Origin of the sequence: Stenotrophomonas hibiscicola ATCC 19867 (genome assembly GCF_000382065.1) — a bacterium.
Taxonomy (GTDB): Bacteria; Pseudomonadota; Gammaproteobacteria; order Xanthomonadales; family Xanthomonadaceae; genus Stenotrophomonas; species Stenotrophomonas hibiscicola.
The window spans coordinates 179,998-202,546 of sequence record NZ_KB907499.1 but is presented as its reverse complement, the minus strand read 5'-3'; the positions used below and the strand labels follow the sequence as shown (position 1 = coordinate 202,546).

Here is a 22,549-nt window from a genome sequence, read left to right as displayed (position 1 = left end):
ATGAACCCTTCCACCGTGCTGCCGCTGGCAGCGCTGCCGGTCGCGCTCGGCCTGCTGTTGGCCAGCGGCCATGCTGGCGCACAGTCCACGTCCTCGCTGCCCGCGCCGCTGAGCCAGGCTGAGCTGTCACGCCTGGTGCAGCAGCAGGCACTGCAGATCCAGCAACTGGAAGCACGCCTCCGCGCCGTCGAGGGCGGGCAGGGCAGTGCGAGCGCACCGTCAACGCCGCCCCCGCCTGCGCTGGAAACGCGGGTGGCCGCACTCGAAACCAGCCAGTCCAGGCTGCCGAAGGTCTCCTGGGCCAAGGGTGCGCCGGAGTTCAGCAGTGCCGATGGCGCCGTGGCGTTCCGTCCGCGCGGACGCCTGTTCGTCGACGCATCCAGCACCGACGGATCCTCAGTGAGTGACCGCAACATCGCCGGTACCGAGATCCGCTCGGTGCGGCTGGGCGCCGAAGGCCGCTACGGTATCCTCGGCTGGGCGGTGGAAGGTGACTTCGCGGACAACGCGGTGGCGTGGAAGTCGGTCTACGCCACCGTGGACCACCGCCTGTTCGGGCTGCCGGCCGACCTGACCGTGGGCAACCGCCTCAATGACCGGGGTATCGACGGCTCCAGCAGCACGTCCAACACGCCGTTCCAGGACCGCAACGTGGTCGGCACGCTGATGCTGCCGCAGCGCGGCCTGTTCGGTGTCGGGCTCACCGAGCGGGTGTATGGAAAGGGCTGGCATGCCAGCCTGTCGGTAGCCGGCAACGACCTCAACAACGCCGGCACCGACAACGACAGCCAGACCTGGGCCACCCGCGTCCACTGGAATCCGCTGGACACTGCCGACGCCACGGTGCATCTGGGCGCATGGGCCTTCCACGAGGAGATTCCCGCCGGGGCCACCGGCGTGGTGCGCAGTTCGGCCATCGCGGGGCATTTCAACGATTTGGTCAGGATCACACCGGGCACGCTGGTGGGCGCCGAGCGCAGCACCGCCTACGGTGCGGAACTGGCCGGCTTCTTCGGCCCGGCGTGGGCAACCGGCGAGTGGGGTACGCGAAGCCTGCGCGGGGCCGATGCCGGCGGGCGCTATGATCGCGACCACGAGGCGTGGGCGATCTCCGCTGGCTGGTTCCTGGCGGGCGCGCTGCCGTCCTACTCGGGCAACGGCACGTGGGGCAAGGTAAAGGTGGCCGATCCGGTGACGCGCGGCGGCAGTGGCGCGTGGGAGCTGAAGGGCCGCTATGAGGACGTGGACTATGCCGAACTGCCCAGTGGTGGTACCGGCCACGCGTGGACACTGGGCGCGAACTGGTACCTCAACGATTTCAGCCGGGTGATGTTCGAAGCCGTGCGCTGGCAGACCCGCCACCGCAGCGGCAGTGCTGCGGGCAGGGATGAAGGCACCACCTTCAATACCCGTCTGCAGTTGGCCTTCTAGGGCCGGGCCGCCGCCTGCATTCTGGTCACAGCAGCAACAACGCAGCGATGAGTGCAGGCGACATCACCAGCGCGCCGACGCGCAGGAAGTCGAGCGCGCTGACATGCTCGCCTTCGCGACGCAGCGCCACCAGCCACAGCATCGTGGCCAGCGAGCCGGTCACCGACAGGTTCGGGCCCAGGTCCACGCCGATCAGCAGTGCGGCACGGGTCTGTGCGGGCAGTTCAGCCATCTGGCCCAGCGAACCGGCGGCCAGGCCGATCGGCAGATTGTTGGCCACGTTGCTCAGCAGCGCGGCCGCGCCACCGGCCAGCCAGCTGGCCTGGCGGGGAGATGCCTGCGCCACGGCCTGCAGTGCGCTGGCCGCGCTCTGGATGACACCGGTCTGCGCCACCGCTTCCACCAGCACGAACAGTCCCGCCACCAGCGGCAGCACGCCCCAGGACACGTGGCGCAGCAGTGGCAGCGGGCTGCGCCGCTGACGGATCGCCACCACCGCCACACTCAGCGTGCCCGCGCAGAACGTGGTCAGGCCCAATGGCCCGTTCAAGGCGGACGTGACCAGCAACACGGTGCCGGTGAACAGCACGCCCAGTGCGCTCAGCCGGCCGCCGTCGGTCAGCGGGCGATGCGCCGGCGCGGCCACCAGCGGCTGGGCGATCTCGCGCCGGTGCACCCAGCGCAGGACCAGGTAGGTGGCACCGATCGCCGCCGCCGACGGCAGCGCGAACTGCGCCAGCCACTGCAGCAGCGGCGGCATGTGCTGGCCGTACACCACCAGGTTGGCCGGATTGGAAATGGGCAGCACGAAGCTGGCCGCATTGGCGATGAATGCACAGACGAACAGGTAGGGCAGGGGATTGGCGCGCGCCGCCTTGCAGGCGGCGTAGACCGCCGGGGTCAGCACCACGGCCGTTGCATCGTTGGACAGGAACACCGTCACCAGCGTGCCGACCAGGAATACCAGGTCGAACAGGCGTCGCCCGGATCCGCCCGCATGCCGGACCGCGTACAACGCCACCCAATCGAACAGGCCTTCGCGCCGCGCCAGTTCGGCCAGCATCATCATGCCGACCAGGAAGAGGTAGACGTCGCGGCCTTCGGCCACCGCGCCCCATGCGGTGTGCAGCGACACCGCGCCCAGCAACGGCAAGAGGGCGGCAGCGCACAACGCCCACACATATTCGGGGATGCGGAAAGGACGGAACAGCAGGCCGATGGTGGCAACGGCGACCGCTGCCCAGATCACGAGGGGGGCTTGGGGGGCGAGCATGGAGTGGGGCTTCAGCGGCACCGGCAGCGACCCCGGCGCAGGGGGTCCTGGCGCGCGCGATCAGCGGATGGGCGGCCGCTGCAATCATCGCAGGTTCCGGGTCGCCGCATCATACCGTGCGGCGCGGCATGGCGACCGCTGCAGTCGACCGCGCTGCAGGTGGGCCGGGGCGGCGCCCAGCCCACCTTCAGCACTCAAGCGCGGCATGACTTCAGGCACTGCAGTTTGACTACACATGTAGTCAAACTGCACACACGCTCATTGGACGAGATGGCGATGCCAAGATCCTGCTGGTTGTCCTGCGCCCTGGCCCTGGTGTTTGGCATCGCCGGGCCCACCCAAGCGGCGACGCGTGCCGAAGCCCTTGCCGCGATCGAGCGCAACGCGCGCGCCGCGCATTCCGATGCGGTCCTGGTGATGCACGACCGGGAAACGCTGCTTGAGCTGAAGCCCGCCGCGGGGCAGGAATCGGTTCACCTGATGTCGGCCACCAAGTCGGTCGTCGCGCTGGCCATTGCGTTGCTGCTGGACGAAGGAAAGCTGGCTTCGATCGATACGCCGGTCAGCCAGATCTATCCCGAATGGAATCAGGGCAGGAAGCGCGCCATTACCGTGCGCATGCTGCTGGACCATACCTCGGGCCTGCAGAACGTGGCGAACGCGGGCGAAGAGCTGGAAGGGGCCCAGGACCTGGTCAGGCTGGCACTGGCCGCCGAGCTGAGCGATGCCCCGGGTACCGTGTTCTCCTACAACAACAAGGCCACCAACCTGCTGCCCGGTATTGTCGAGCGCCTGGCAGGCGAGCCGCTGGATGCCTATGTGGACGCGCGCCTGTTCAAGCCCCTGGGCATTGCCCACTACACCTGGATGAAGGATGAGGCAGGCACCCCGCTGGGCATGGCCGGGCTGTCCCTGCGCGCGGCCGATCTTGCCGCCATCGGGCAACTGTTGCTGGACAGAGGCGTGGCGCCGGATGGCAAACGTCTCCTGAGTGAGCAGTCGGTCGCGTTGATGACGACCGAAAGCGCCCGTGCGCCAGATGTTGGGCTGCTATGGTGGCGGGTACCGGCCTGGGAACGCTACCAGCTCAAGCCCCGGCTACAGGATCTGCTGGTGCAAAGGAGGGTGGACGACGACGTGCAGCGCGCACTGCAGGCCAGTGCAGGGCGTGCATTCGAAAGCCGCAGCGCGCTGGTGGCCTTCCTTGCCGATCAGTTGGGCGCGGACTGGTCGCAGCGTTACGGCAGCCAAATCTCCGGGCGAGGGCTGAAGCTTGCCGATCTCTACGACATCACACGGGGGCCGGCCGTCGGCTTCGCCGCCAACGGCTACCTGGGCCAATACATGATGATCATTCCGGAACAGCGTGTCGTCGCAGTGCGCCTGATCCACCGGCGCGAGAGCCACAGCGCTCCACAGGACGACTATCCCTCCTTCTTCGCCGATGTCCTGCAGTTGGCGCGGACACTGCAATAGGCCCTGTCGCCATCATGTCCACGCGCGCTGAACATCTTCCTGGAGCGTTCTTCACTGGCGTGCCGCCTAAAGTGGGATGACATCTTGGCCGCACACCTACTGAAGCATGTTTGATTATCAGGACTGGACCTTCCACGCCAATGGCCGAACGGTAGTGGCGCGGGTAGCGCTGGACGGTGAAGGTGGCGGCACCATCAACCGCTACCAGCTGGTGCCGGGACCGGCACAGTCGGGGTTGTGCATCAAGGTCGCCTCCCAGGACGAGGCCGCGCAGAAACTGGAGGCCGAAGTGACGAAGCTGCTGGGACCGGTGTGGTAGCCACTGCGCCATGCCGGCCGCGCATCCGCATGTTGACGGCGGCATGACCGGTCCGGGCAACGGGCATCGCGCCGGATGCCCGTTGCATGAGGCCGCATACTAGGGCATCAGCACGGTGTCGACCACGTGGATGACGCCGTTGGACTGGCTGACATCTGCAGTGCTGATGCCTGCCTTGCCACCCTTTGCGTCGATGATCCAGAGCTTGCCATCGTGGAGCGCCACGGTGAGAGGCTCACCCTGCACGGTCTTGAGGGTGGCCTTGCCGCCGTGCTTGCGGGCATCGGCCAGAAGCTGCGCCGAACTGTAGCTGCCCGGGACGACGTGGTAGGTCAGGATCCGGGTCAGCTGTGCCTTGTTTTCCGGCTTCACCAGCGTATCGACAGTGCCTGCAGGCAATTTTTCGAAGGCCGCATTGGTGGGCGCGAAAACAGTGAAGGGCCCGGCGCCGTTGAGGGTGTCGACCAGGTCGGCTGCTTTGACCGCTGCAACGAGGGTTGTGTGATCCTTGGAATTGACGGCGTTCTCGACGATGGTCCTGGTGGGGTACATCTCTGCCCCGCCCACGATGACGGCGTTGGCGGCGAAAACTGAGGAGCCGGACGAAACGAGTAGGGCGAAGCAGACTGCGGCGGCGATGCGCTGAAGAGCGTTCACGGTGCGTTCCTTTCTGGATGACCCGCAAGTGCGGGCATCCTTCCTACGTCGGGTGAGCCTGACCGGATGCAGCAGCAGCCGGGTCATGAGCTGTGCCGCGCGCTGCTGGTTTGCTGCGCTGCATGGTGACAAGCGCGAACCGGGATGATTACTCTCCGCTGCAACGCTATGGTAGCGCTACCAGTCGGACGGGGATCCAAGGTCCAGGGGCTGCCTTCTTTGCCGCGTGTTTGTCCTGGCAGGCTTGAAAAGCAAGTGTAAGTCGCGGCGTGCCCGAGCACCCGTGCTGTTCGGTTTGGAATGCGGGCCACGCCCGTGCGTGCCCCTGGGAGGGGGCGGTACATCCATTCGATCGTATGTCAGAGGGGACTTTCATGAGCACCTGCAGTTTCCGTGGCACCCCGGGCCCGAGGTCCGGTTCATGAGCCGCGCGTTGGCGAAGTTCCGGTCCCGGGCCATGTTCACCTTCGTGGGTGGTGCCCTGGTCATCAATCCCGCCTTTGCGCAGGACGCCGCACCGGCGACCGGGCCGCAGCCGCAGAGCCAGTCGCAACCCACCCAGCTTGATGCAGTGCAGGTCACGGGCATACGCAACAGCCTGAGCCAGGCCATGGACATCAAGCGCGACTCGGCGGGCGTGGTCGACGCGATCAGTGCCGAGGACATCGGCAAGTTCCCCGATACCAATCTTGCCGAGTCGTTGCAGCGCATCACCGGCATCTCCATCGAGCGCCGTGACGGCGAGGGCGCGCAGGTGACCGCGCGTGGCTTCGGTCCGCAGTTCAACATGGTCACGCTCAACGGTCGGCAGATGCCGGGCGCGGACGCGTTCGGTGCCTCCGGACAGGTGGCCATCGGCGGTGTCGACGGCGGCACCCGCGCCTTCAATTTCGCGCAACTGGCCGCCGAGGCCATCAATGGCATCGAGGTCTACAAGACCAGCCAGGCACAGGTGCCCAGCGGTGGCATCGGCGCGACGATCAATATCCTGACCTCGCGCCCGCTCGATCACGCCGGCATCGTGGCCAACGCCGGGGCGAAGCTGGTCTCCGACCAGAGCCAGCCGTTCGACAATGACCTGACACCGGAGCTGTCGGGCATCTTCAGCTACAGCAATCCGGAAAAGACCTTTGGCGTCAGCCTCAGCGCGAGCCAGCAGAAGCGCAAGGGTGGCTCGGTGCAGGCCACGGAGAACTACTGGAACGTGCAGCCGTGGACAGGGTCGATGCCGGGCAACCCGACCGTGGTCAATGCCCCGGCCGTCGGCCAGCTTTACGCGCGGCCCAACGACCTGCGCTACGCGTTCTCCGAATTCGAACGCGAACGCGTCAACGGCCAGGCCGTGCTGCAGTTCGCACCAACGGACAGCCTGACCCTGACCGTGGATTACACCTACTCGACCAACGAAATCACCGAGAATCGCGGCGAGCAGGGCATGTGGCTGCAGAACAGCAACTACACCAACGTCGAGTTCGACACCAGTGGCGCCGTCGCGACGCCGGTATACATCCGTGAAATCGCCGGCACCAAGGATTTCGGCCTGGAACAGCAGCGCAGCATGCAGGAGTACAAGCTGGGCTCGCTGGGCTTCAACGCCGTCTGGAATGTCAGCGACCGCTTCAAGCTCAGCTTCGATGCGCACAACTCGAAGAACGAGAGCCGCCCGAATGATCCGCTGACCGGCGGTGGTTCGATCTTCATGAGCATCGCCGGCACCAACAACTGCACCCGTGGCCCGCATTGTGGCGGCTCCTGGGTGCAGGAATTGAACTTCAACAATGGCCTGCCGGTTGGCACCCAGGTCTGGTATCCCAGCACCGCCGATGCGGTCGCCGGGACCAATGGCGTGGTCAACCCGGGCTTCCAGGAAGGCGAGGTTGGCACGCAGGTGCTGCGCGTCAACGCGCAGACCCAGATCAGCGAGATCAAGCAGGCGCGCGTCGATGGCGAATGGAACTTCGACCACGGCCGCTTCCAGTTCGGCGTGGACACCAACAAGTCCACCACCCACCGCATCCAGGCCGCCGAGGCCTACTCCACCCTGGGTGACTGGGGCGTGGCCAACGTGGACCGGGATACCGCCGCAGGCCTGATGGACCTGCTGCAGCCGGTCAGCATCGTCGGCCTGTTCGACGACTACAGTGCCAACAGCTGGCCGGCCTGGCGCGGCAATGCCGGACAGCTCGCGCAATGGGCATCTGGCGAGTACGGCGTCGGCCTGGGCGTGAATCCGCAACGCGCGGCCGACAACTTCGTGGAAGAGAAGACCAAGGCGGCGTACTTCCAGGTGGAACTGGACGGGGAACTGGGCGGCATGCGCACCAACACCCGCCTGGGCGTGCGCTATGAAACCACCGACGTGGTGTCGACCTCGGTCATTGCCGTTCCCGAATCCATCGAGTGGCAGGCCAACAACGATTTCCGCATCGTGCTGTCCGATGAGCAGCAGCCCTTCACGGAGAAGGCGCGGTACAGCTACATCCTGCCCAACCTCGATTTCAGCATCGACCTCACCGAGGAACTGAAGGGCCGTGTGTCGTTTGGCAAAAGCATCGCCCGCGCGCCGTACGGCAATCTCTATGCAGGACCCGGGGCCCAGCAGCCGTTCGGCTCGGTGCTGATCGATCCCTCCTCGCGCGCCAGCGGCAATTCCCAGAACCCGAGCCTGAAGCCGCTGGAATCGGACAACCTCGACCTGGGGCTGGAGTGGTACTTCGCCGATGCCAGCTATGTGTCATTGACCTACTGGAACAAGTCGGTCAGCAACTTCATCGGCAACACCGTCGTCCAGGAAAGCCTGTACGGCCTCACCGACCCCACCTCCGGGCCGGATGCACGGGCGGCGTTGGACTTCCTGACCAGCGGCGCCTGCGTCGCCCAGGTCGGGCCGGCCAACGCGGCCGCCTGCTCGGCCAACGACACCTCGCTGTTCACCGCACTGGCGTTGCTGCGCAACAATCCTGCCGGCCTGGGCGCCTACAACGGAACCGATGCGCAGGTTCTGGCCACCGAAGCGGCCTACGATCTGTATGGGCAGGCCAACGATCCGCTGTACCAGTTCAACGTCAATCGCCCGATCAACCAGAACAAGTCCAAGCTGCACGGCTGGGAGCTGGGCGGGCAGTACTTCTTCGGTGACACCGGGTTCGGCGTACTGGCCAACTACACGGTGGTGAAAGGTGATGTCGGCTACAACAACGGCGGCGATCCGGGTATCGACCAGTTCTCGCTCACCGGCCTGAGCGACACCGCCAACGCCATGCTGATGTACGAGAAGTACGGGTGGTCGGTGCGACTGGCATGGAACTGGCGCGATCAGTACCTGATCCTGGCCAACCAGGGCTCCAGCCGCAATCCGTACTATGTGGAGCCGTACGAGCAGTGGGATCTCAGCGTCAACTACGCGCTCGATGACCACTGGTCCTTCAGCCTGGAGGCGATCAACCTGACCGGTGAGGATGTGCGGTGGCGCTCGCGCACGTCGCAGATGATCGTCAAGCTGGCAGACCAGAGCCCGCGCTACATGCTGGGCGTCCGCTACAAGTTCTGAACCTGGTTGCCGATGCGTCCGGCACGGCACCGCTGCCCGCCAGCGGTGCCGTGCCGGGACGGTGTCGCCGCACCTGTCGAGCCTGCGCTACCCTGCCGGCCAGCAACCCGCATTGGACTGGATACCGTGATGGCCCGCTACGAAATGCTCAACAACATCGCGCATCGGGACCTGAAGGTCGCCACCGGATTCGGGCCGCAGTTCGGCGATGCGGTGGGCATGGTGCCGGCCTATCCCAGCGAGTTCGCTGAACTGCAGCGTGAGTATCCGATCTTCCTGCGCAGGGAAAGCGGGACAGAAGCGTGGCAGTCCGTGGCCCTGCTGGGTTTCGAACAACACGAGAACCTGTTCCTGCAGGACGGGCGCTGGAATGCCTCCTACCTGCCTGGTGCGGCCGCCAAAGGTCCGTTCCTGATCGGGTTCCAGGAGCACTACGTGGATGGCCTGCTCACCCAGGATGCGGTGATGCACGTGGACCTGGACCATCCGCGCGTCACCGCCGGCGCCGGTGAGCCGGTGTTCCTGCCGCAGGGCGGCAACACGCCCTACCTGGACCACATCGCCGGCGTGCTGCGCGGCATCCACGAGGGCAGCGCGTACGCGGCCGCAATGTTCGCGATGCTCGACGACTGCGGCCTCATCCAGCCGGTCACGCTCGACGTGCAGATCGCGCCACACCACCGCGTGGGCGTGAGCGGATTGCACGGCGTCGACCGCGAGCGCCTGGCGGCGCTGGACAGTTCGCGCCTGGCTGCGTTGAACCGCGCCGGTTACCTGGAAGGTGCGTACCTGATGCTTGCCTCGCTGCATAACATGCGCCGCCTGATCGCCGAGAAGCAGCGCCGCCTCCGCGTCCAGGACGGCACCGCGCAGGCGGTCAGGAACTGACCGGTGCACGCCAGCCTGCCGATGCGGATCCTGGAAGGCATCGATCCTGCCGCGTTGCCATTGGCTGACCTGGTGGACGCCGGTGAGCCGGTCGTACTGCGCGGCATCGCCAGCGGTTGGCCACTGGTCCAGGCCGGACTGGGCGGCGTGCACGACGCGATGGTGTACCTGTGCAGCGTCGATGCGGGTGCGCCCATCCAGTACTCGTTCGGCGGCCCCGAGATCGCGGGCCGCCCGTTCTACAGCGCGGACTTCACCCGGCTGAACTTCGAAGTGCGGCGTGGCGGTCTGGCCCAGGTGCTGGAAGAGATCGCCACGACGCTGCATGCGCCTCGGCCGCCAACCTATTACGTGGCCTCGCTGCCGATCGAGCGGGCACTGCTGCCGGCATTCGCGCAGGCCAACGACGCCGGGCTGGCGAAGCAGGGCATCGACGCCACCGCCAGCATCTGGATCGGCAACCGGGTGACGGCCTCGTGCCATTTCGACACACCCGACAACCTCGCCTGCTGCGCGGTGGGGCAGCGCGAGTTCACGCTGTTCCCGCCCGCCCAGATCGACAACCTCTATCCGGGCCCGCTCGATCCCACGCCGGGCGGACAGGTGGTCAGCGTGGTGGACTTCGAGCGCCCCGACTTCGATCGGCATCCACGTTTCCGCGAGGCGCTGGCGCATGCACGCAGCGCGGTACTTGGACCCGGCGATGCGATCTTCATTCCCAGCATGTGGTGGCACCATGTACGCAGCCTGGAGCCGTTCAACGTGCTGGTGAACTACTGGTGGCGAAGCTCGCCGGCCTGGCTGGGGTCGCCGCTGGCGGCGCTGCAGCACGCGATGTGGTCCGTGCGCGACCTGCCAGCGCGTGAGAAGCAGGCCTGGGAAGGGCTCTTCCGTTACTACGCATTCGGCCCCGGCGAGCGCGCGGGGCAGCACCTGCCTGACGCCGCGCGCGGAGATCTGGCACCGTTCGACGAGCAGCGCGCCCGCCGCATGCGCGCGATGCTGCTGGGCAGGCTCAACCGTTGAGAGAGGGCACCGCGTTGGATACCGAGAGCACGCCTGTAGGGCGCATCCGCAAGGTGGTCATTGCCGGTGGGGGTACAGCGGGATGGCTGGCCGGCTGCGCGCTGGCGCATCAGTTCCGTGACCAGCTGCAGATCACGCTGGTCGAGTCCGAGCAGATCGGCACGGTCGGCGTCGGTGAGTCCACCGTGCCGCCGATCCGCACCTTTCATCGCTTCCTGCAGATTGACGAGCAGGAGTTCCTGCGCGCGGTGGCCGGCACCTTCAAGCTGTCGATCTCGTTCGAGAACTGGCGGCTGCCCGGGGATCGCTTCTTCCATCCGTTCGGCACCATCGGCCATGGCACTTGGGCGGCTCCCTTCCATCACTTCTGGCTGGACAGCCTGCGCCGCGGCATGCCCTCGGACCTGGGCGACTTCTGCCTGGAGAGCATCGCGTCGCGCGGCGACCGCTTCTCGCTGCACACCCAGCCGCAGGCCAGCTATGCGTATCACTTCGATGCCAGCCTGTATGCGCGGTTCCTGCGCGGCAGGGCCGAGGCCAACGGCCTGCGCCGGATCGAAGGCAGGATCGCCCAGGTCAGGCAGCACGCGCACGACGGCTCGGTTCAGGCGCTGGTACTGGACGACGGCCAGGTGATCGAGGGCGATCTGTTCATCGACTGCACGGGGTTCCGTGGCCTGCTGATCGAGCAGGCGCTGGGCACCGGCTACGAGGACTGGCACGAATGGCTTCCGTGCGACCGGGCCGTGGCGGTGCAGACCGAAGCGGTGGCGCCGCCGGTGCCCTATACCCGGGCGATCGCCCACGAGGCGGGGTGGCGCTGGCACATCGCGCTGCAGCACCGCGTTGGCTGTGGGCTGGTGTATGACAGCCGCCATCTGTCTGATGACGAGGCCGCCGCGAAACTGCTGCGCGATGCAGGGGCTCCACCTTTGCGCGACCCATGGAACGTGCCGTTCCGCAGCGGGCGCCGGCTGAAGGCCTGGAACGGGAACGTGGTGTCGCTCGGGCTGGCCAGCGGTTTCATCGAGCCACTGGAGTCGACCAGCATCCATCTGACGATCAGCGCGGTGGTGCGCCTGATCCAGTTGTTCCCGTTCGACGGCATCAGTGCGTCGCTGGTGCAGTTGTACAACGATGTCAGCCGCCAGGAAATGGAGCACGTGCGCGACTTCATCATCCTGCACTATCACGCAACGCAGCGCACCGAACCGATGTGGAAGGCGTGTCGCGAGATGAGCGTGCCCGGATCGCTGCAGCAGCGGTTGCAGGCGTGGCGCGAGCGTGCGCACGCCTGGCAGGACCCCGGCGAGCTGTTCCGCATCGAGTCCTGGACCAGCGTGCTGCTCGGGCAGGGCATTCCGCCAGGCCCGCCGCATCCGCTGGCGCGGGCAGTGAGCGACGCCGATCTGCGCACCCTGTTGAAGGGCATCCAGCAGCCGGTGCAGCAGGCCGCCGCGCAGATGCCGACCCAGGCGGAGTTCATCGCGCAGTACTGCAGGTCCGGCGTTGACGTGTGGCGTTCGACGGCAGCAAACGCATAGCAGGTTTTGCGTTGCAGCACGCTTTTTCCGCTGCAGCTGGTTACAGTGCGGGAACACCGCAGGCGATGACGCATGCGGTGGCAACGAGGGGGCCGGGCAGCACGCCCCCTTTTTGAGTCCACGGAATGTTAGCGCTACCTTTTTGTTGATCGGAGGCGGTTTCGATGGGTCTGGTTGCAGGGATCGATGCAGGGACGCAGAGCCTGAAGGTGCTGGTCTACGACCCGCAGGCGCAAGCGGTGGCCGCCGTCACCAGCGCGCCGCTCACGCTGGACAGCGGTGCCGACGGCAGCCGTGAACAGGCGCCTGCCGACTGGGTGTCGGCCCTGCGCGACTGCTTTGCCAGGATCGACCCCTCGCTGCGCGCTCGCATCGTCGCACTGGCGGTATCGGGGCAGCAGCATGGGTTCGTGCCGGTTGATGATGCTGGCGAGGTACTGGCGCCGGCCAAGCTGTGGTGCGACACCAGCACCTCGGCCGAATGCATCCAGATCATGGACGCCGTGGGAGGATTCCAACGGACCATCGCGCTGGCGGGCAACCCGATCCTGGCCGGCTACACAGCGTCCAAGCTGCCCTGGACCCGGATCCACCGTGCCGACGCCTATGCGCGGCTGGCGACCATCCTGCTGCCACACGACTACCTGAATTTCGTGTTGACCGGGCAGCGGTTCTGCGAGCTTGGCGATGCGTCCGGAACCGGCTGGCTGGACGTGCGCACACGCACCTGGTCGCAGGAACTGCTGCGCGCCACCGATCCTGATCGTGATCTTGCCGCCTGCCTGCCTCCGATCGCCGCACCCGACGCCCTCTTTGATATCGCGCCGAAGGCCGCGGCCGCGCTCGGGATTGCAGCGGCGGTGAAGGTGGCCGTTGGCGGCGGCGACAACATGATGGCCGCGATCGGCACTGGCTGCGTCACCGAAGGACGCCTGGCGATGAGCCTGGGAACGTCTGGAACGCTGTTCGCCTATTCCAGCGCGCCGGTGATCGACGCGGACGGCGCCTGGGCCGCGTTCTGCTCGTCCACGGGAGGATGGCTGCCGCTGATCTGCACCATGAACTGCACCGTGGCGACCGAACAGGTGGCCCGTGCCTTCGGCTTCAGCACTCGCGACGGCGATGCGCACCTGCGCGCGACGCCACCGGGAGCAGGCGGGCTGGTGATGCTGCCCTTCCTCAATGGCGAGCGTACGCCGGACCTGCCGCTCGGCAAGGGTGTGCTGGCCGGCCTGGACACCGCCAACTTCACTCCGGCGCACCTCTACCGCGCCGCCATGGAGGGCGCGACCTACAGCCTGAGGTACGGCTACGACGCCTTCGTCCGCGCGGGCATGCAGTTTGATCGCATCGTACTCACCGGCGGTGGCAGCAACAGCGCTGCCTGGCGTCAACTGGTGGCCGATGTGTTCGGCCTGCCCGTGGAGGTCCCGGTGCAGGCCGAAGGCGCGGCGTTTGGAGCGGCGCTACAGGCGCTGTGGTCGCTCGCCCGATCGCAGGGCAACGCCACTTCGATCAGCGACATCACCGCACGGCACGTCACCGTCGATCCCACGCTCTCCGCGCGCCCGGATCCGGACCGCAGCGATGCCTATGCACGGGCCTACGCACGCTTCCTCAGTCATCTTGATGCCATCACGCCGCTGCAGCGCGGCTGATGGCTCCTCCACGACACCCCGTACAACGACAGGAGCACGCACCATGAGCACGCAGCCCTTCATCGGCGCCAAGGAATACTTCCCCGGCATCGGCCGCATTCCGTTCGAGGGCAAGGGCTCGGACAATCCGCTTGCCTTCAAGGTCTACGATGCAAACCGGGTCATCGGTGGCAAGACCATGCAGGAGCATCTGCGCTTTGCCGTGTGCTACTGGCATACCTTCTGCAATGCCGGGCACGATCCGTTCGGCCCGGGTACCCGGCAGTTCCCGTGGGAGGCGGGCTCGCCGCTGGCCACGGCCGAAGCGAAAGTGGACGCGGCGTTCGAGTTCTTCACCAAGCTGGGCGTGCCGTACTGGTGCTTCCACGATATCGACCTGGCGCCGGATGCCGATGATATCGGCCAGTACCAGAAGAACCTCACGCACATGGTGGGCCTGGCCAAGGCGCGCCAGGAGGCCACCGGCGTCAAGCTGCTGTGGGGCACGGCCAACCTGTTCTCGCACCCGCGCTACATGAACGGTGCATCGACCAATCCCGATTTCGCCGTGGTGGCCCGCGCCGCGGTGCAGGTCAAGGCCGCCTTGGAGGCCACGGTCGAACTCGGTGGCGAGCACTACGTGTTCTGGGGCGGGCGCGAGGGCTATGCGTCGCTGGCCAATACGCAGATGAAGCGCGAGATCGAGCACTTCGCACGCTTCCTGACCATGGCCCGCGACTATGGCCGCAGCATCGGCCTGAAGGGCAACTTCCTGATCGAGCCCAAGCCGATGGAGCCGATGAAGCACCAGTACGACTTCGACAGTGCCACGGTGGTGGGCTTCCTGAAGGAACACGGGCTGGACAAGGACTTCAAGCTCAACATCGAGGCCAACCACGCCACGTTGTCCGGCCATACCTTCGAGCACGACCTGCAGGTCGCGTCCGATCATGGCCTGCTCGGCAGCATCGATGCCAACCGCGGCAACGCGCAGAACGGCTGGGACACCGACCAGTTCCCCAGCGATCTGTACGACACCGTGGGCGCGATGCTGGTCGTGCTGCGCCAGGGTGGGCTGGAGGGCGGGTTGAACTTCGATGCGAAGGTGCGCCGTGAGTCGACCGACCTGGAGGATCTGTTCATTGCCCACATTGGTGGCATGGACGCGTTCGCACGCGGCCTGGAGGTTGCCCATGCACTGCTGACCGAGTCTCCCTGGGAGCAATGGCGCAAGGAGCGCTACGCAAGTTTCGACAGTGGCGCCGGCCAGGAGTTCGAGCGTGGCACGCTCAGCCTGCCGGACCTGGCGGCACTGGCCGCCCGCCTCGGCGAACCGCGCCAGGCCAGCGGCAAGCAGGAGCGTTACGAAAACCTGCTCAACCAGTACCTGCTGCGCTGAGCGCGGCAACGGCGCACTCAAGGGGACGGGGATGAACCAGGCAGCAGGCAGCGGTGAGAACACACGACTGATCGTACTGATCAGCGTGGTGGCGACGATTGGCGGTTTTCTGTTCGGCTTCGACAGCGGTGTGATCAATGGCACCCAGGATGGCCTGCACCAGGCGTTCCGGTCCGGTGAGTGGATGCAGGGGTTCGAGATCGCGTCGATGCTGCTGGGCTGTGCGGTGGGCGCGTTCAGTGCAGGCCGGCTGGCCGACCGCTTGGGCCGTCGCAACGTGCTGATCCTGTCGGCAGTGATGTTCCTGCTGTCGGCACTCGGTGCCGGGGCGGCGGTGTCGTCGGGCTGGTTCATTGCCGCGCGGGTGGTGGGTGGATTCGCGGTCGGCGCGGCCAGCGTGATCTCCCCGGCCTACATTGCCGAGGTCGCTCCGGCCCGCTATCGCGGCCGCCTGGCTACCGTGCAGCAGATCGCGATCATCACCGGCCTCACCGCTGCCTTCCTGTCCAACTACCTGCTGGCGGCCGCAGCGGGCGCGTCGACCGAACCGCTGTGGGGCGGGCAGGCCGCCTGGCGCTGGATGTTCTGGATGCAGGCCGCGCCATCGCTGCTGTTCCTGCTGCTGTTGCTGACCATTCCTGAGAGCCCGCGCTACCTGGTGGTGAAGCGGCGCAAGGACGATGCACTGCGGGTGCTGACCCGGCTGCTGGGCAGCGACAAGGCCCGCGCCACGCTCGAGGAGATCGATGCCTCGTTGTCCAACGACCATCATCGCCCTCGACTGTCCGACCTGAAGAGCCGGGCGACAAGGCGGATCCGCCCGATTGTCTGGGTCGGCGTCGGGCTGGCCTGCTTCCAGCAGCTGGTCGGCATCAACGTGGTGTTCTATTACGGCGCCGTGCTGTGGCAGGCGGTCGGCTTTTCCGAAAACGACGCGCTGCTGATCAACGTGCTGTCCGGCGCGCTGAGCATCGGTGCCTGCGTGGTCACCGTGCTGCTGATCGACCGGATCGGCCGCAAACCCCTGCTGTGGTTCGGCTCGGCCGGGATGTCGCTGTCGCTTGCACTGGTGGTGGTGGCGTTTGCCAGCGGTTCGCTGGTCGACGGGCATCTGCAGCTGCCCGGCCGCATGGGCACGCTGGCGCTGGTGGCGGCCAATGCCTACGTCGTGTTCTTCAATCTGTCCTGGGGGCCGGTGATGTGGGTGATGCTGGGCGAGATGTTCCCGAACCAGATCCGCGGTTCGGCACTGGCAGTCGCCGGCGCGGCGCAGTGGACCTCCAACTTCGTGGTCACGGTGACGTTCCCGATGCTGCTGGCCGCGGCAGGGCTGGCGGCCACCTACGGCATCTACCTGGTGGCTGCCGTGATCTCGGTGATTTTCGTGGTCCGGCATGTGCACGAGACCAAGGGCAAGGAACTGGAGCAGATGGAAGGATGAGCACCATGACATCGCAGGCCTTGGTAATCCGCAGCGGCGCGCTGGTCGCCGCACTGATGCTGGGATTGCTCGGCTGCCGCGGCCAGGACCGGGCTGCCGCCGCCGCAGCCACCGACAAGGATCCCTGGCCGGAGGTCATCTGGCCCCTGGCTGCGGACCCGGCGCTGGAGAAGCGCATCACCGACCTGATGGCCGGCATGACGGTGGAGGAAAAGGTCGGCCAGCTGGTGCAGGGCGACATCGCCAGCGTCACCCCCGATGACGTGCGCCGCTACCGGCTCGGCTCGATCCTGGCCGGTGGCAACTCCGATCCCGGTGGCCGCTATGACGCGTCGCCGGCCGAATGGCTGGCGCTGGCCGACGCCTTCTACGACGCCTCGATGGACACCTCGAAAGGCGGCAAGGCCATTCCGCTGCTGTTCGGCATTGATGCCGTGCACGGGCAGAGCAACATCATGGGTGCCACGTTGTTCCCGCACAACATCGGGCTGGGCGCCACGCGCAATCCGGCGCTGCTGCGGCAGATCGGTGACATTACCGCGCTGGAGACCCGCGTCACCGGCATGGAGTGGACGTTCGCGCCGACCGTTGCCGTACCCCAGGATGATCGCTGGGGACGCACCTACGAAGGCTACTCCGAATCGCCGGACGTGGTGGCCAGCTATGCCGCCGCCATGGTGGAGGGATTGCAGGGCAGGGTGGGAACGCCGGAGTTCCTCGATGGCCGCCATGTGATCGCCTCGGTGAAGCACTTCCTCGGTGATGGCGGCACCACCGACGGCAAGGACCAGGGCGACACCCGCATCAGTGAGCCGGACCTGGTGCGCATCCACGCCGCCGGATATCCGCCGGCAATCGCCGCCGGCGCGCAGACCGCGATGGCGTCGTTCAACAGCGTCAACGGTGAAAAGATGCATGGGCACCGGCACTACCTTACCGATGTACTCAAGGGCCGCATGAACTTCGGTGGCTTCGTGGTGGGTGACTGGAATGGTCATGGACAGGTCAAGGGCTGCACCGCCACAGACTGCCCCGCGACCATCATCGCGGGCCTGGACATGGCGATGGCCTCGGACAGCTGGAAGGGTTTCTACGAGACGACGCTGGCTGCGGTGAAGGATGGGCGGATCACGCCGCAACGCCTGGACGATGCGGTGCGCCGGATCCTGCGGGTCAAGTTCCGCCTTGGGCTGTTCGAGGCCGGCAGGCCATCCACACGGGCCGTTGGTGGGCAGTTCGCACTGATCGGCGCGCCGGCACATCGCGCGGTTGCCCGGCAGGCCGTGCGCGAATCGCTGGTCCTGCTGAAAAACCAGAACGGCCTCCTGCCGCTGTCGCCGAAGCAGCGGATCCTCGTGGCCGGCGACGGTGCCGACGATGTCGGCAAGCAGGCCGGCGGCTGGACGCTCAACTGGCAGGGCACCGGCACCAGCCGCAAGGACTTCCCCAATGCGGACACGATCTACGAGGGCATCGCGCGCCAGGCCAGGGCGGCCGGTGGTGAAGCCGTGCTTGCCGTCGATGGTCGCTATGCAGTGAAGCCCGAGGTCGCGGTGGTGGTGTTTGGCGAAGACCCCTATGCCGAGTTCCAGGGAGACCGGCCGACGCTGGCCTACAAGCCCGGCAACGAAACGGACCTGGCGCTGCTCAAGCGGCTCAAGGCCGACGGCATACCGGTTGTCGCGATCTTCCTGAGCGGGCGGCCGCTCTGGGTGAACCGGGAAATCAATGCCGCCGATGCTTTCGTGGCTGCATGGCTGCCGGGCTCGGAAGGCGCCGGCATTGCCGATGTACTGCTGCGCGGAAGCGATGGCCGCGTGCAGCACGATTTCAAGGGCAAGCTCAGTTTCAGCTGGCCGCGCACTGCCACCCAGTACGCCAACAACGTTGGCCAGAAGGACTACGATCCGTTGTTTGCGTTCGGCTTCGGCCTGACCTACGCCGACAACGGCGACCTGGCCGCGCTGCCGGAGGCATCGGGCGCGACCGGCAACGAGGGCGCGACCGGCGTGTTCTTCGCCCGCGGTGATGCAGGCCCCGGCATGGCGCTGCGCCTTGAGCAGGCCGCAGGCCAGGGCCTGACCGTGACCCGCGTGCCGGATGCATTGCCCGATGATCGGCTGAAGATCACCGGCGTGGATCATCTGGCGCAGGAGGATGGGCGACGCCTGGCCTGGTCGGGCAATGGCGAGGCCGTCGCTGCACTGCAGTCGCACACGGCGCTGGATCTGCAGCGCGAATCCAACGGCGACCTGATGCTGCTGACCACGCTGCGGGTCGACGCTGCGCCGCAGGGTGAGGCGTGGCTGTCGGTCGGTTGCGGCGCGGGCTGCTCGGCACGCATCGCCATCGGGGCCTCGCTGGCGGCGCTTCCACAAGGCCAGTGGAAGCGTGTTGGCGTGCCACTGAAGTGCCTGGCCAAGGCGGGCGCCAAGCTGGACGCGATCGACCGACCGTGGTCAGTGGTGACGGGCGATGCGATGACGATCTCCGTGTCACGCGTCGCGCTGGGCGCACTGAACGAAGCCGAGGTCACCCTCGGATGCGGTACATGATGCCTGCGCTACCGCTACCGCTACCGCTACCGGGGCGGCGCGGCTACCGAACCGCGTGCGATCAGCCGATGCGGCATCACATGATCGCGCAGCACCGTTGCGTCCGCCGCCGGACGGCGGATGGTGCGCAGCAGGATGTCGACGGCCGCGTTGGCCATCGAGGCGATGGGCTGGTGGATCGTGGTCAGTTCCGGCCACACGGTGGTGGCGGCCGAGGTGTCATCGAAACCCACGACCGACAGGTCGCGCGGCACTTCCAGCCCGCGCCGGTGCGCGACGGAGATGGCGGCGGCGCCCATGTCGTCGTTGCTGGCGAAAATCGCGGTCGGTGGGCGGCGTTGGGACAACAGCGTTTCGGCGGCAGCCAGGCCGGACCGGTAGGTGTAGTCACCGTGTTGGACCAGGCCAGGCTCCACCGCAAGCCCGGCCTCGCGCAGGGCGGTGACGAAGCCGTCGTAACGGAGCGCACTGGCGCTCAGGTCATCGCGCCCACGGATGAAACCGATGCGGGTGTGTCCCTGCCGGAGCAGGTGCTCGGTCATTTCCCTGCCCGCACTGAAATCGTCGATGCGGACGCAGGACAGGGCCTCGCTCAGGCGCCCCGATGCGATGGCCACCACTGGAATGCCAGCCTTGACCAGTTCGCTTACGGCGGCCTGCGATTCGCACAGGGGCGGCGGCAGGATCACCCCGTCGACGCGTCCGGCGAGCGCACGCGCCGCCTTGCGTTCGGATTCGGCATCCAGGTTGTCCCAGTAGTCGATGACCAGCTGGATGGCGGAACTGGAGGCGACGCGCAGCAGGCCCACCAGCAGTTCGCGCAGGTAGGCGCCGCTGGGGTTGGTGTAGATCAGCGCAATGCGCGTGTGCTGTGCAGCGGCCAGCGAACTGGCGGCAAGATTGGGCGTATAGCCCAGCTCGCGCACGGCGCGCAGCACGCGCTCGCGGGTGACGTCGCGCACCTTGCCCTGGTTGATCACCCGCGACACGGTCATAGGCGAAACGCCGGCAAGGGCCGCAACCTCGTCGATCGTCACGCCTGCGGTTCTGCGGCGAACCGATTTCTTCGGCTTGTCCAATGCACGATCCCTTTGTTCTTGGTGGCGCTGCCGCGCGGGTGCGAAGGACGATGATGCGCTGCCCCGGGCCCGGACGTAGTCTACAAAGGCGCATGTTAACGCCGTTGTTGTGTGCTGTCGGCACGCGCCTGTGCGCCGTGCTCGTGTTGCTGGCCTGTGCTGGCGGGGCACGGGCGGAGGATGGCTATGCGCTGTGGATGCGCTACCAGCCGGTTGCCGCAACGGTTGCTGCCGATTACCGGCGGCAACTGGCCGAAGTGGTCGCCCCGGATCGCACGCCGATGCAGCGCGCCACCCGCGACGAGCTTGCGCGGAGCCTTTCTGGATTGCTGGGAACGGCCCCGCCAATGCGAACGGCAATCACTACTGACCATGCCCTGGTGCTGGGTACGCCGCAGTCTTCGGCGCTGGTTGCCGCGTTCGGCAACGAGATCGCGACGTTGGGCGACGAGGGCTTCCTGATCCGGCAGGTCCGGACCGAGGGGCGCGATGTGCTGCTGGTGGCGGCACGCCGGGATGTCGGCGTGCTGTATGGCACGTTCCACCTGCTGCGCCTGTTGCAGCGTGGCATGCCGCTGCAGGGGCTGAACGTGCGGGAGTCGCCGCGGGTCGCACTGCGTGTGCTCGACCATTGGGACAACCTGGACCGCTACGTCGAGCGTGGCTATGCGGGCAGCTCGCTGTGGGACTGGCAGACGTTGCCGCAATGGCGTGACCCGCGCTACACCGACTACGCCCGTGCCAACGCTTCGCTCGGCATCAACGGCACCGTCCTCAACAACGTCAACGCCAGTGCGCTGAGCCTGTCGCCGGCCTATCTGGCCAAGGCCGCCGCGCTGGCCGACGTGTTCCGCGCCTATGGCATCCGGGTCTACCTGAGCGCACGCTTCAGTGCGCCCATCGAGCTCGGCGGCCTGGCGACGGCTGACCCGTTGGATCCCGGCGTGCGGCGCTGGTGGCGCGACAAGGTCGATGAGATCCATGCGCACATACCGGATTTCGGCGGCTTCCTGGTCAAGGCGAACTCGGAGGGCCAACCCGGCCCGCAGGATTACGGTCGTTCCCATGCCGACGGCGCCAACCTGCTGGCCGACGCGCTGGCGCCCTACAACGGCGTGGTGATGTGGCGGGCCTTCGTGTATTCGCACAAGGTCCCCGAAGATCGCGCCAAGCAGGCATACAGCGAGTTTGTCGGGCTGGACGGCGCCTTCCGCCCCAACGTGATCGTGCAGGTGAAGAACGGCCCCATCGACTTCCAGCCGCGCGAGCCGTTCCACCCCTTGTTTGGCGCGATGCCGCGCACGCCGCTGATGATGGAGCTGCAGATCACCAAGGAGTACCTGGGTTTTGCGACGCACCTGGTGTACCTGGGAACGCTCTACGAAGAAGTGCTGCAGGCCGACACCCATGCCCGTGGCGAAGGCTCCACGGTTGCCCGCGTGGTCGATGGTTCGCTGGAGGGCCACGCACTCACCGGTATCGCCGGCGTCGCCAACATCGGCATGGACCGTACCTGGAGTGGCTCGCACTTCGACCAGGCCAACTGGTACGCCTTCGGCCGACTGGCCTGGAACCCGCAGCAATCCGCGCGCGCGATTGCCGAAGACTGGGCAGCGCTGACGTTCTCGCCCGACCTGCAGGTGACCGGCCCGATCGTGCGGATGATGATGGACTCGCGCGAGGCGGCAGTGGATTACATGACGCCGCTGGGCCTGCATCACCTCATGGCACGCGGCCATCACTACGGCCCCGGCCCCTGGGTGGACGGCGGCCCGCGTGCGGACTGGACGTCGGTCTACTACCACCGCGCAGATAGCCAGGGCATCGGTTTTGATCGCAGCGCAGGCGGAAGCAACGCCGTAGGCCAGTACGCCCCGCAGGTCGCCGAGATCTATGGCGACCCCGAGCGGGTGCCCGAGTCGCTGCTGCTGTGGTTCCATCATGTGCCGTGGGATCACCGCATGCGCTCGGGCGGGACGCTCTGGGATGAGCTGGTCGGGCGCTATTCGCGGGGTGTGCGCCAGGTGCGGTCGATGCAGGACACCTGGGCCGGCCTGAGCGACCGGATCGATCCGCAGCGGCATCGGCACGTTGCTGCGTTCCTGCAGATCCAGCACGACGAAGCGCAATGGTGGCGTGACGCCAGCGTGGCGTACTTCCAGTCGCTCAGCGGACGGCCATTGCCCGCCGGCGAACGGCCACCGCCGCAGCCATTGTCGTACTACCAGGCGTTGCAGTTTCCGTTCGCACCGGGGGATGGCCGATGAGCAGGTT

At 66.8% G+C, this 22,549-nt stretch carries 15 protein-coding genes; 12 read left to right on the top strand and 3 right to left on the bottom strand.

Going from position 1 to position 22,549, the window contains the following annotated elements:
- Positions 1–1,431 (top strand): OprO/OprP family phosphate-selective porin, encoded by a 1,431-nt coding sequence (locus G370_RS0105810; protein ID WP_019659745.1) that lies wholly within the window; start codon positions 1–3, stop codon positions 1,429–1,431.
- 25 nt (positions 1,432–1,456) lie between these two features.
- Here the strand turns inward: G370_RS0105810 and G370_RS0105805 are convergent, their stop codons facing one another.
- Positions 1,457–2,704, bottom strand: coding sequence for an arsenic transporter (locus G370_RS0105805; protein ID WP_019659744.1), 1,248 nt, complete (start codon positions 2,702–2,704; stop codon positions 1,457–1,459).
- A 294-nt stretch (positions 2,705–2,998) separates the two neighbouring features.
- Between G370_RS0105805 and G370_RS0105800 the strand changes: the two genes are divergently transcribed.
- Both G370_RS0105800 and G370_RS0105795 read left to right on the top strand, forming a co-directional pair.
- Positions 2,999–4,180, top strand: coding sequence for a serine hydrolase domain-containing protein (locus G370_RS0105800; RefSeq protein WP_019659743.1), 1,182 nt, complete (start codon positions 2,999–3,001; stop codon positions 4,178–4,180).
- Between the two features lie 106 nt (positions 4,181–4,286).
- Positions 4,287–4,499, top strand: coding sequence for a hypothetical protein (locus G370_RS0105795; RefSeq protein WP_010485683.1), 213 nt, complete (start codon positions 4,287–4,289; stop codon positions 4,497–4,499).
- 99 nt (positions 4,500–4,598) lie between these two features.
- On the opposite strand, the gene G370_RS0105790 is transcribed toward G370_RS0105795, so the two are convergent.
- Positions 4,599–5,156 carry a fasciclin domain-containing protein gene (locus G370_RS0105790; protein ID WP_019659742.1) on the bottom strand — a complete coding sequence of 186 codons (558 nt, stop codon included), beginning with the start codon at positions 5,154–5,156 and terminating at the stop codon, positions 4,599–4,601.
- A 421-nt stretch (positions 5,157–5,577) separates the two neighbouring features.
- On the opposite strand from G370_RS0105790, the gene G370_RS0105785 reads away from it, so the two are divergent.
- The 8 genes from G370_RS0105785 to G370_RS0105750 all read left to right on the top strand — a co-directional run bounded on the left by G370_RS0105785 (position 5,578) and on the right by G370_RS0105750 (position 19,196).
- Positions 5,578–8,706 carry a TonB-dependent receptor gene (locus tag G370_RS0105785; RefSeq protein WP_026346993.1) on the top strand — a complete coding sequence of 1,043 codons (3,129 nt, stop codon included), beginning with the start codon at positions 5,578–5,580 and terminating at the stop codon, positions 8,704–8,706.
- Positions 8,707–8,835: 129 nt separating this feature from the next.
- Complete coding sequence (locus G370_RS0105780; protein WP_019659740.1) at positions 8,836–9,594, top strand: SapC family protein; 759 nt, start codon at positions 8,836–8,838, stop codon at positions 9,592–9,594.
- Positions 9,595–9,597: 3 nt separating this feature from the next.
- Positions 9,598–10,620, top strand: coding sequence for a cupin-like domain-containing protein (locus tag G370_RS0105775; RefSeq protein WP_019659739.1), 1,023 nt, complete (start codon positions 9,598–9,600; stop codon positions 10,618–10,620).
- A gap of 14 nt (positions 10,621–10,634) precedes the next feature.
- Positions 10,635–12,164, top strand: coding sequence for a tryptophan halogenase family protein (locus G370_RS0105770; RefSeq protein ID WP_019659738.1), 1,530 nt, complete (start codon positions 10,635–10,637; stop codon positions 12,162–12,164).
- 164 nt (positions 12,165–12,328) lie between these two features.
- A complete protein-coding gene (gene xylB / locus G370_RS0105765; RefSeq protein ID WP_019659737.1) occupies positions 12,329–13,822 on the top strand; it encodes a xylulokinase in 1,494 nt (497 codons plus the stop codon).
- Between the two features lie 43 nt (positions 13,823–13,865).
- Positions 13,866–15,200, top strand: a complete 1,335-nt coding sequence (gene xylA / locus G370_RS0105760) for a xylose isomerase (protein ID WP_019659736.1) — start codon at positions 13,866–13,868, stop codon at positions 15,198–15,200.
- Between the two features lie 31 nt (positions 15,201–15,231).
- The gene (locus G370_RS0105755; RefSeq protein WP_019659735.1) at positions 15,232–16,641 is read left to right on the top strand and encodes a sugar porter family MFS transporter; all 1,410 of its coding nucleotides are present in this window, start codon (positions 15,232–15,234) and stop codon (positions 16,639–16,641) included.
- On the top strand, positions 16,638–19,196 hold the full coding sequence (locus G370_RS0105750) for a glycoside hydrolase family 3 protein (RefSeq protein WP_019659734.1): 2,559 nt from the start codon (positions 16,638–16,640) through the stop codon (positions 19,194–19,196). Before G370_RS0105755 ends, G370_RS0105750 begins: the two co-directional genes overlap by 4 nt.
- Before the next feature lie 26 nt (positions 19,197–19,222).
- Here the strand turns inward: G370_RS0105750 and G370_RS0105745 are convergent, their stop codons facing one another.
- Positions 19,223–20,275 carry a LacI family DNA-binding transcriptional regulator gene (locus G370_RS0105745; protein WP_026346992.1) on the bottom strand — a complete coding sequence of 351 codons (1,053 nt, stop codon included), beginning with the start codon at positions 20,273–20,275 and terminating at the stop codon, positions 19,223–19,225.
- Between the two features lie 92 nt (positions 20,276–20,367).
- Between G370_RS0105745 and G370_RS0105740 the strand changes: the two genes are divergently transcribed.
- Positions 20,368–22,542 (top strand): alpha-glucuronidase family glycosyl hydrolase, encoded by a 2,175-nt coding sequence (locus G370_RS0105740; RefSeq protein ID WP_050563253.1) that lies wholly within the window; start codon positions 20,368–20,370, stop codon positions 22,540–22,542.
- The last annotated feature ends 7 nt before the right edge of the window (positions 22,543–22,549 follow it).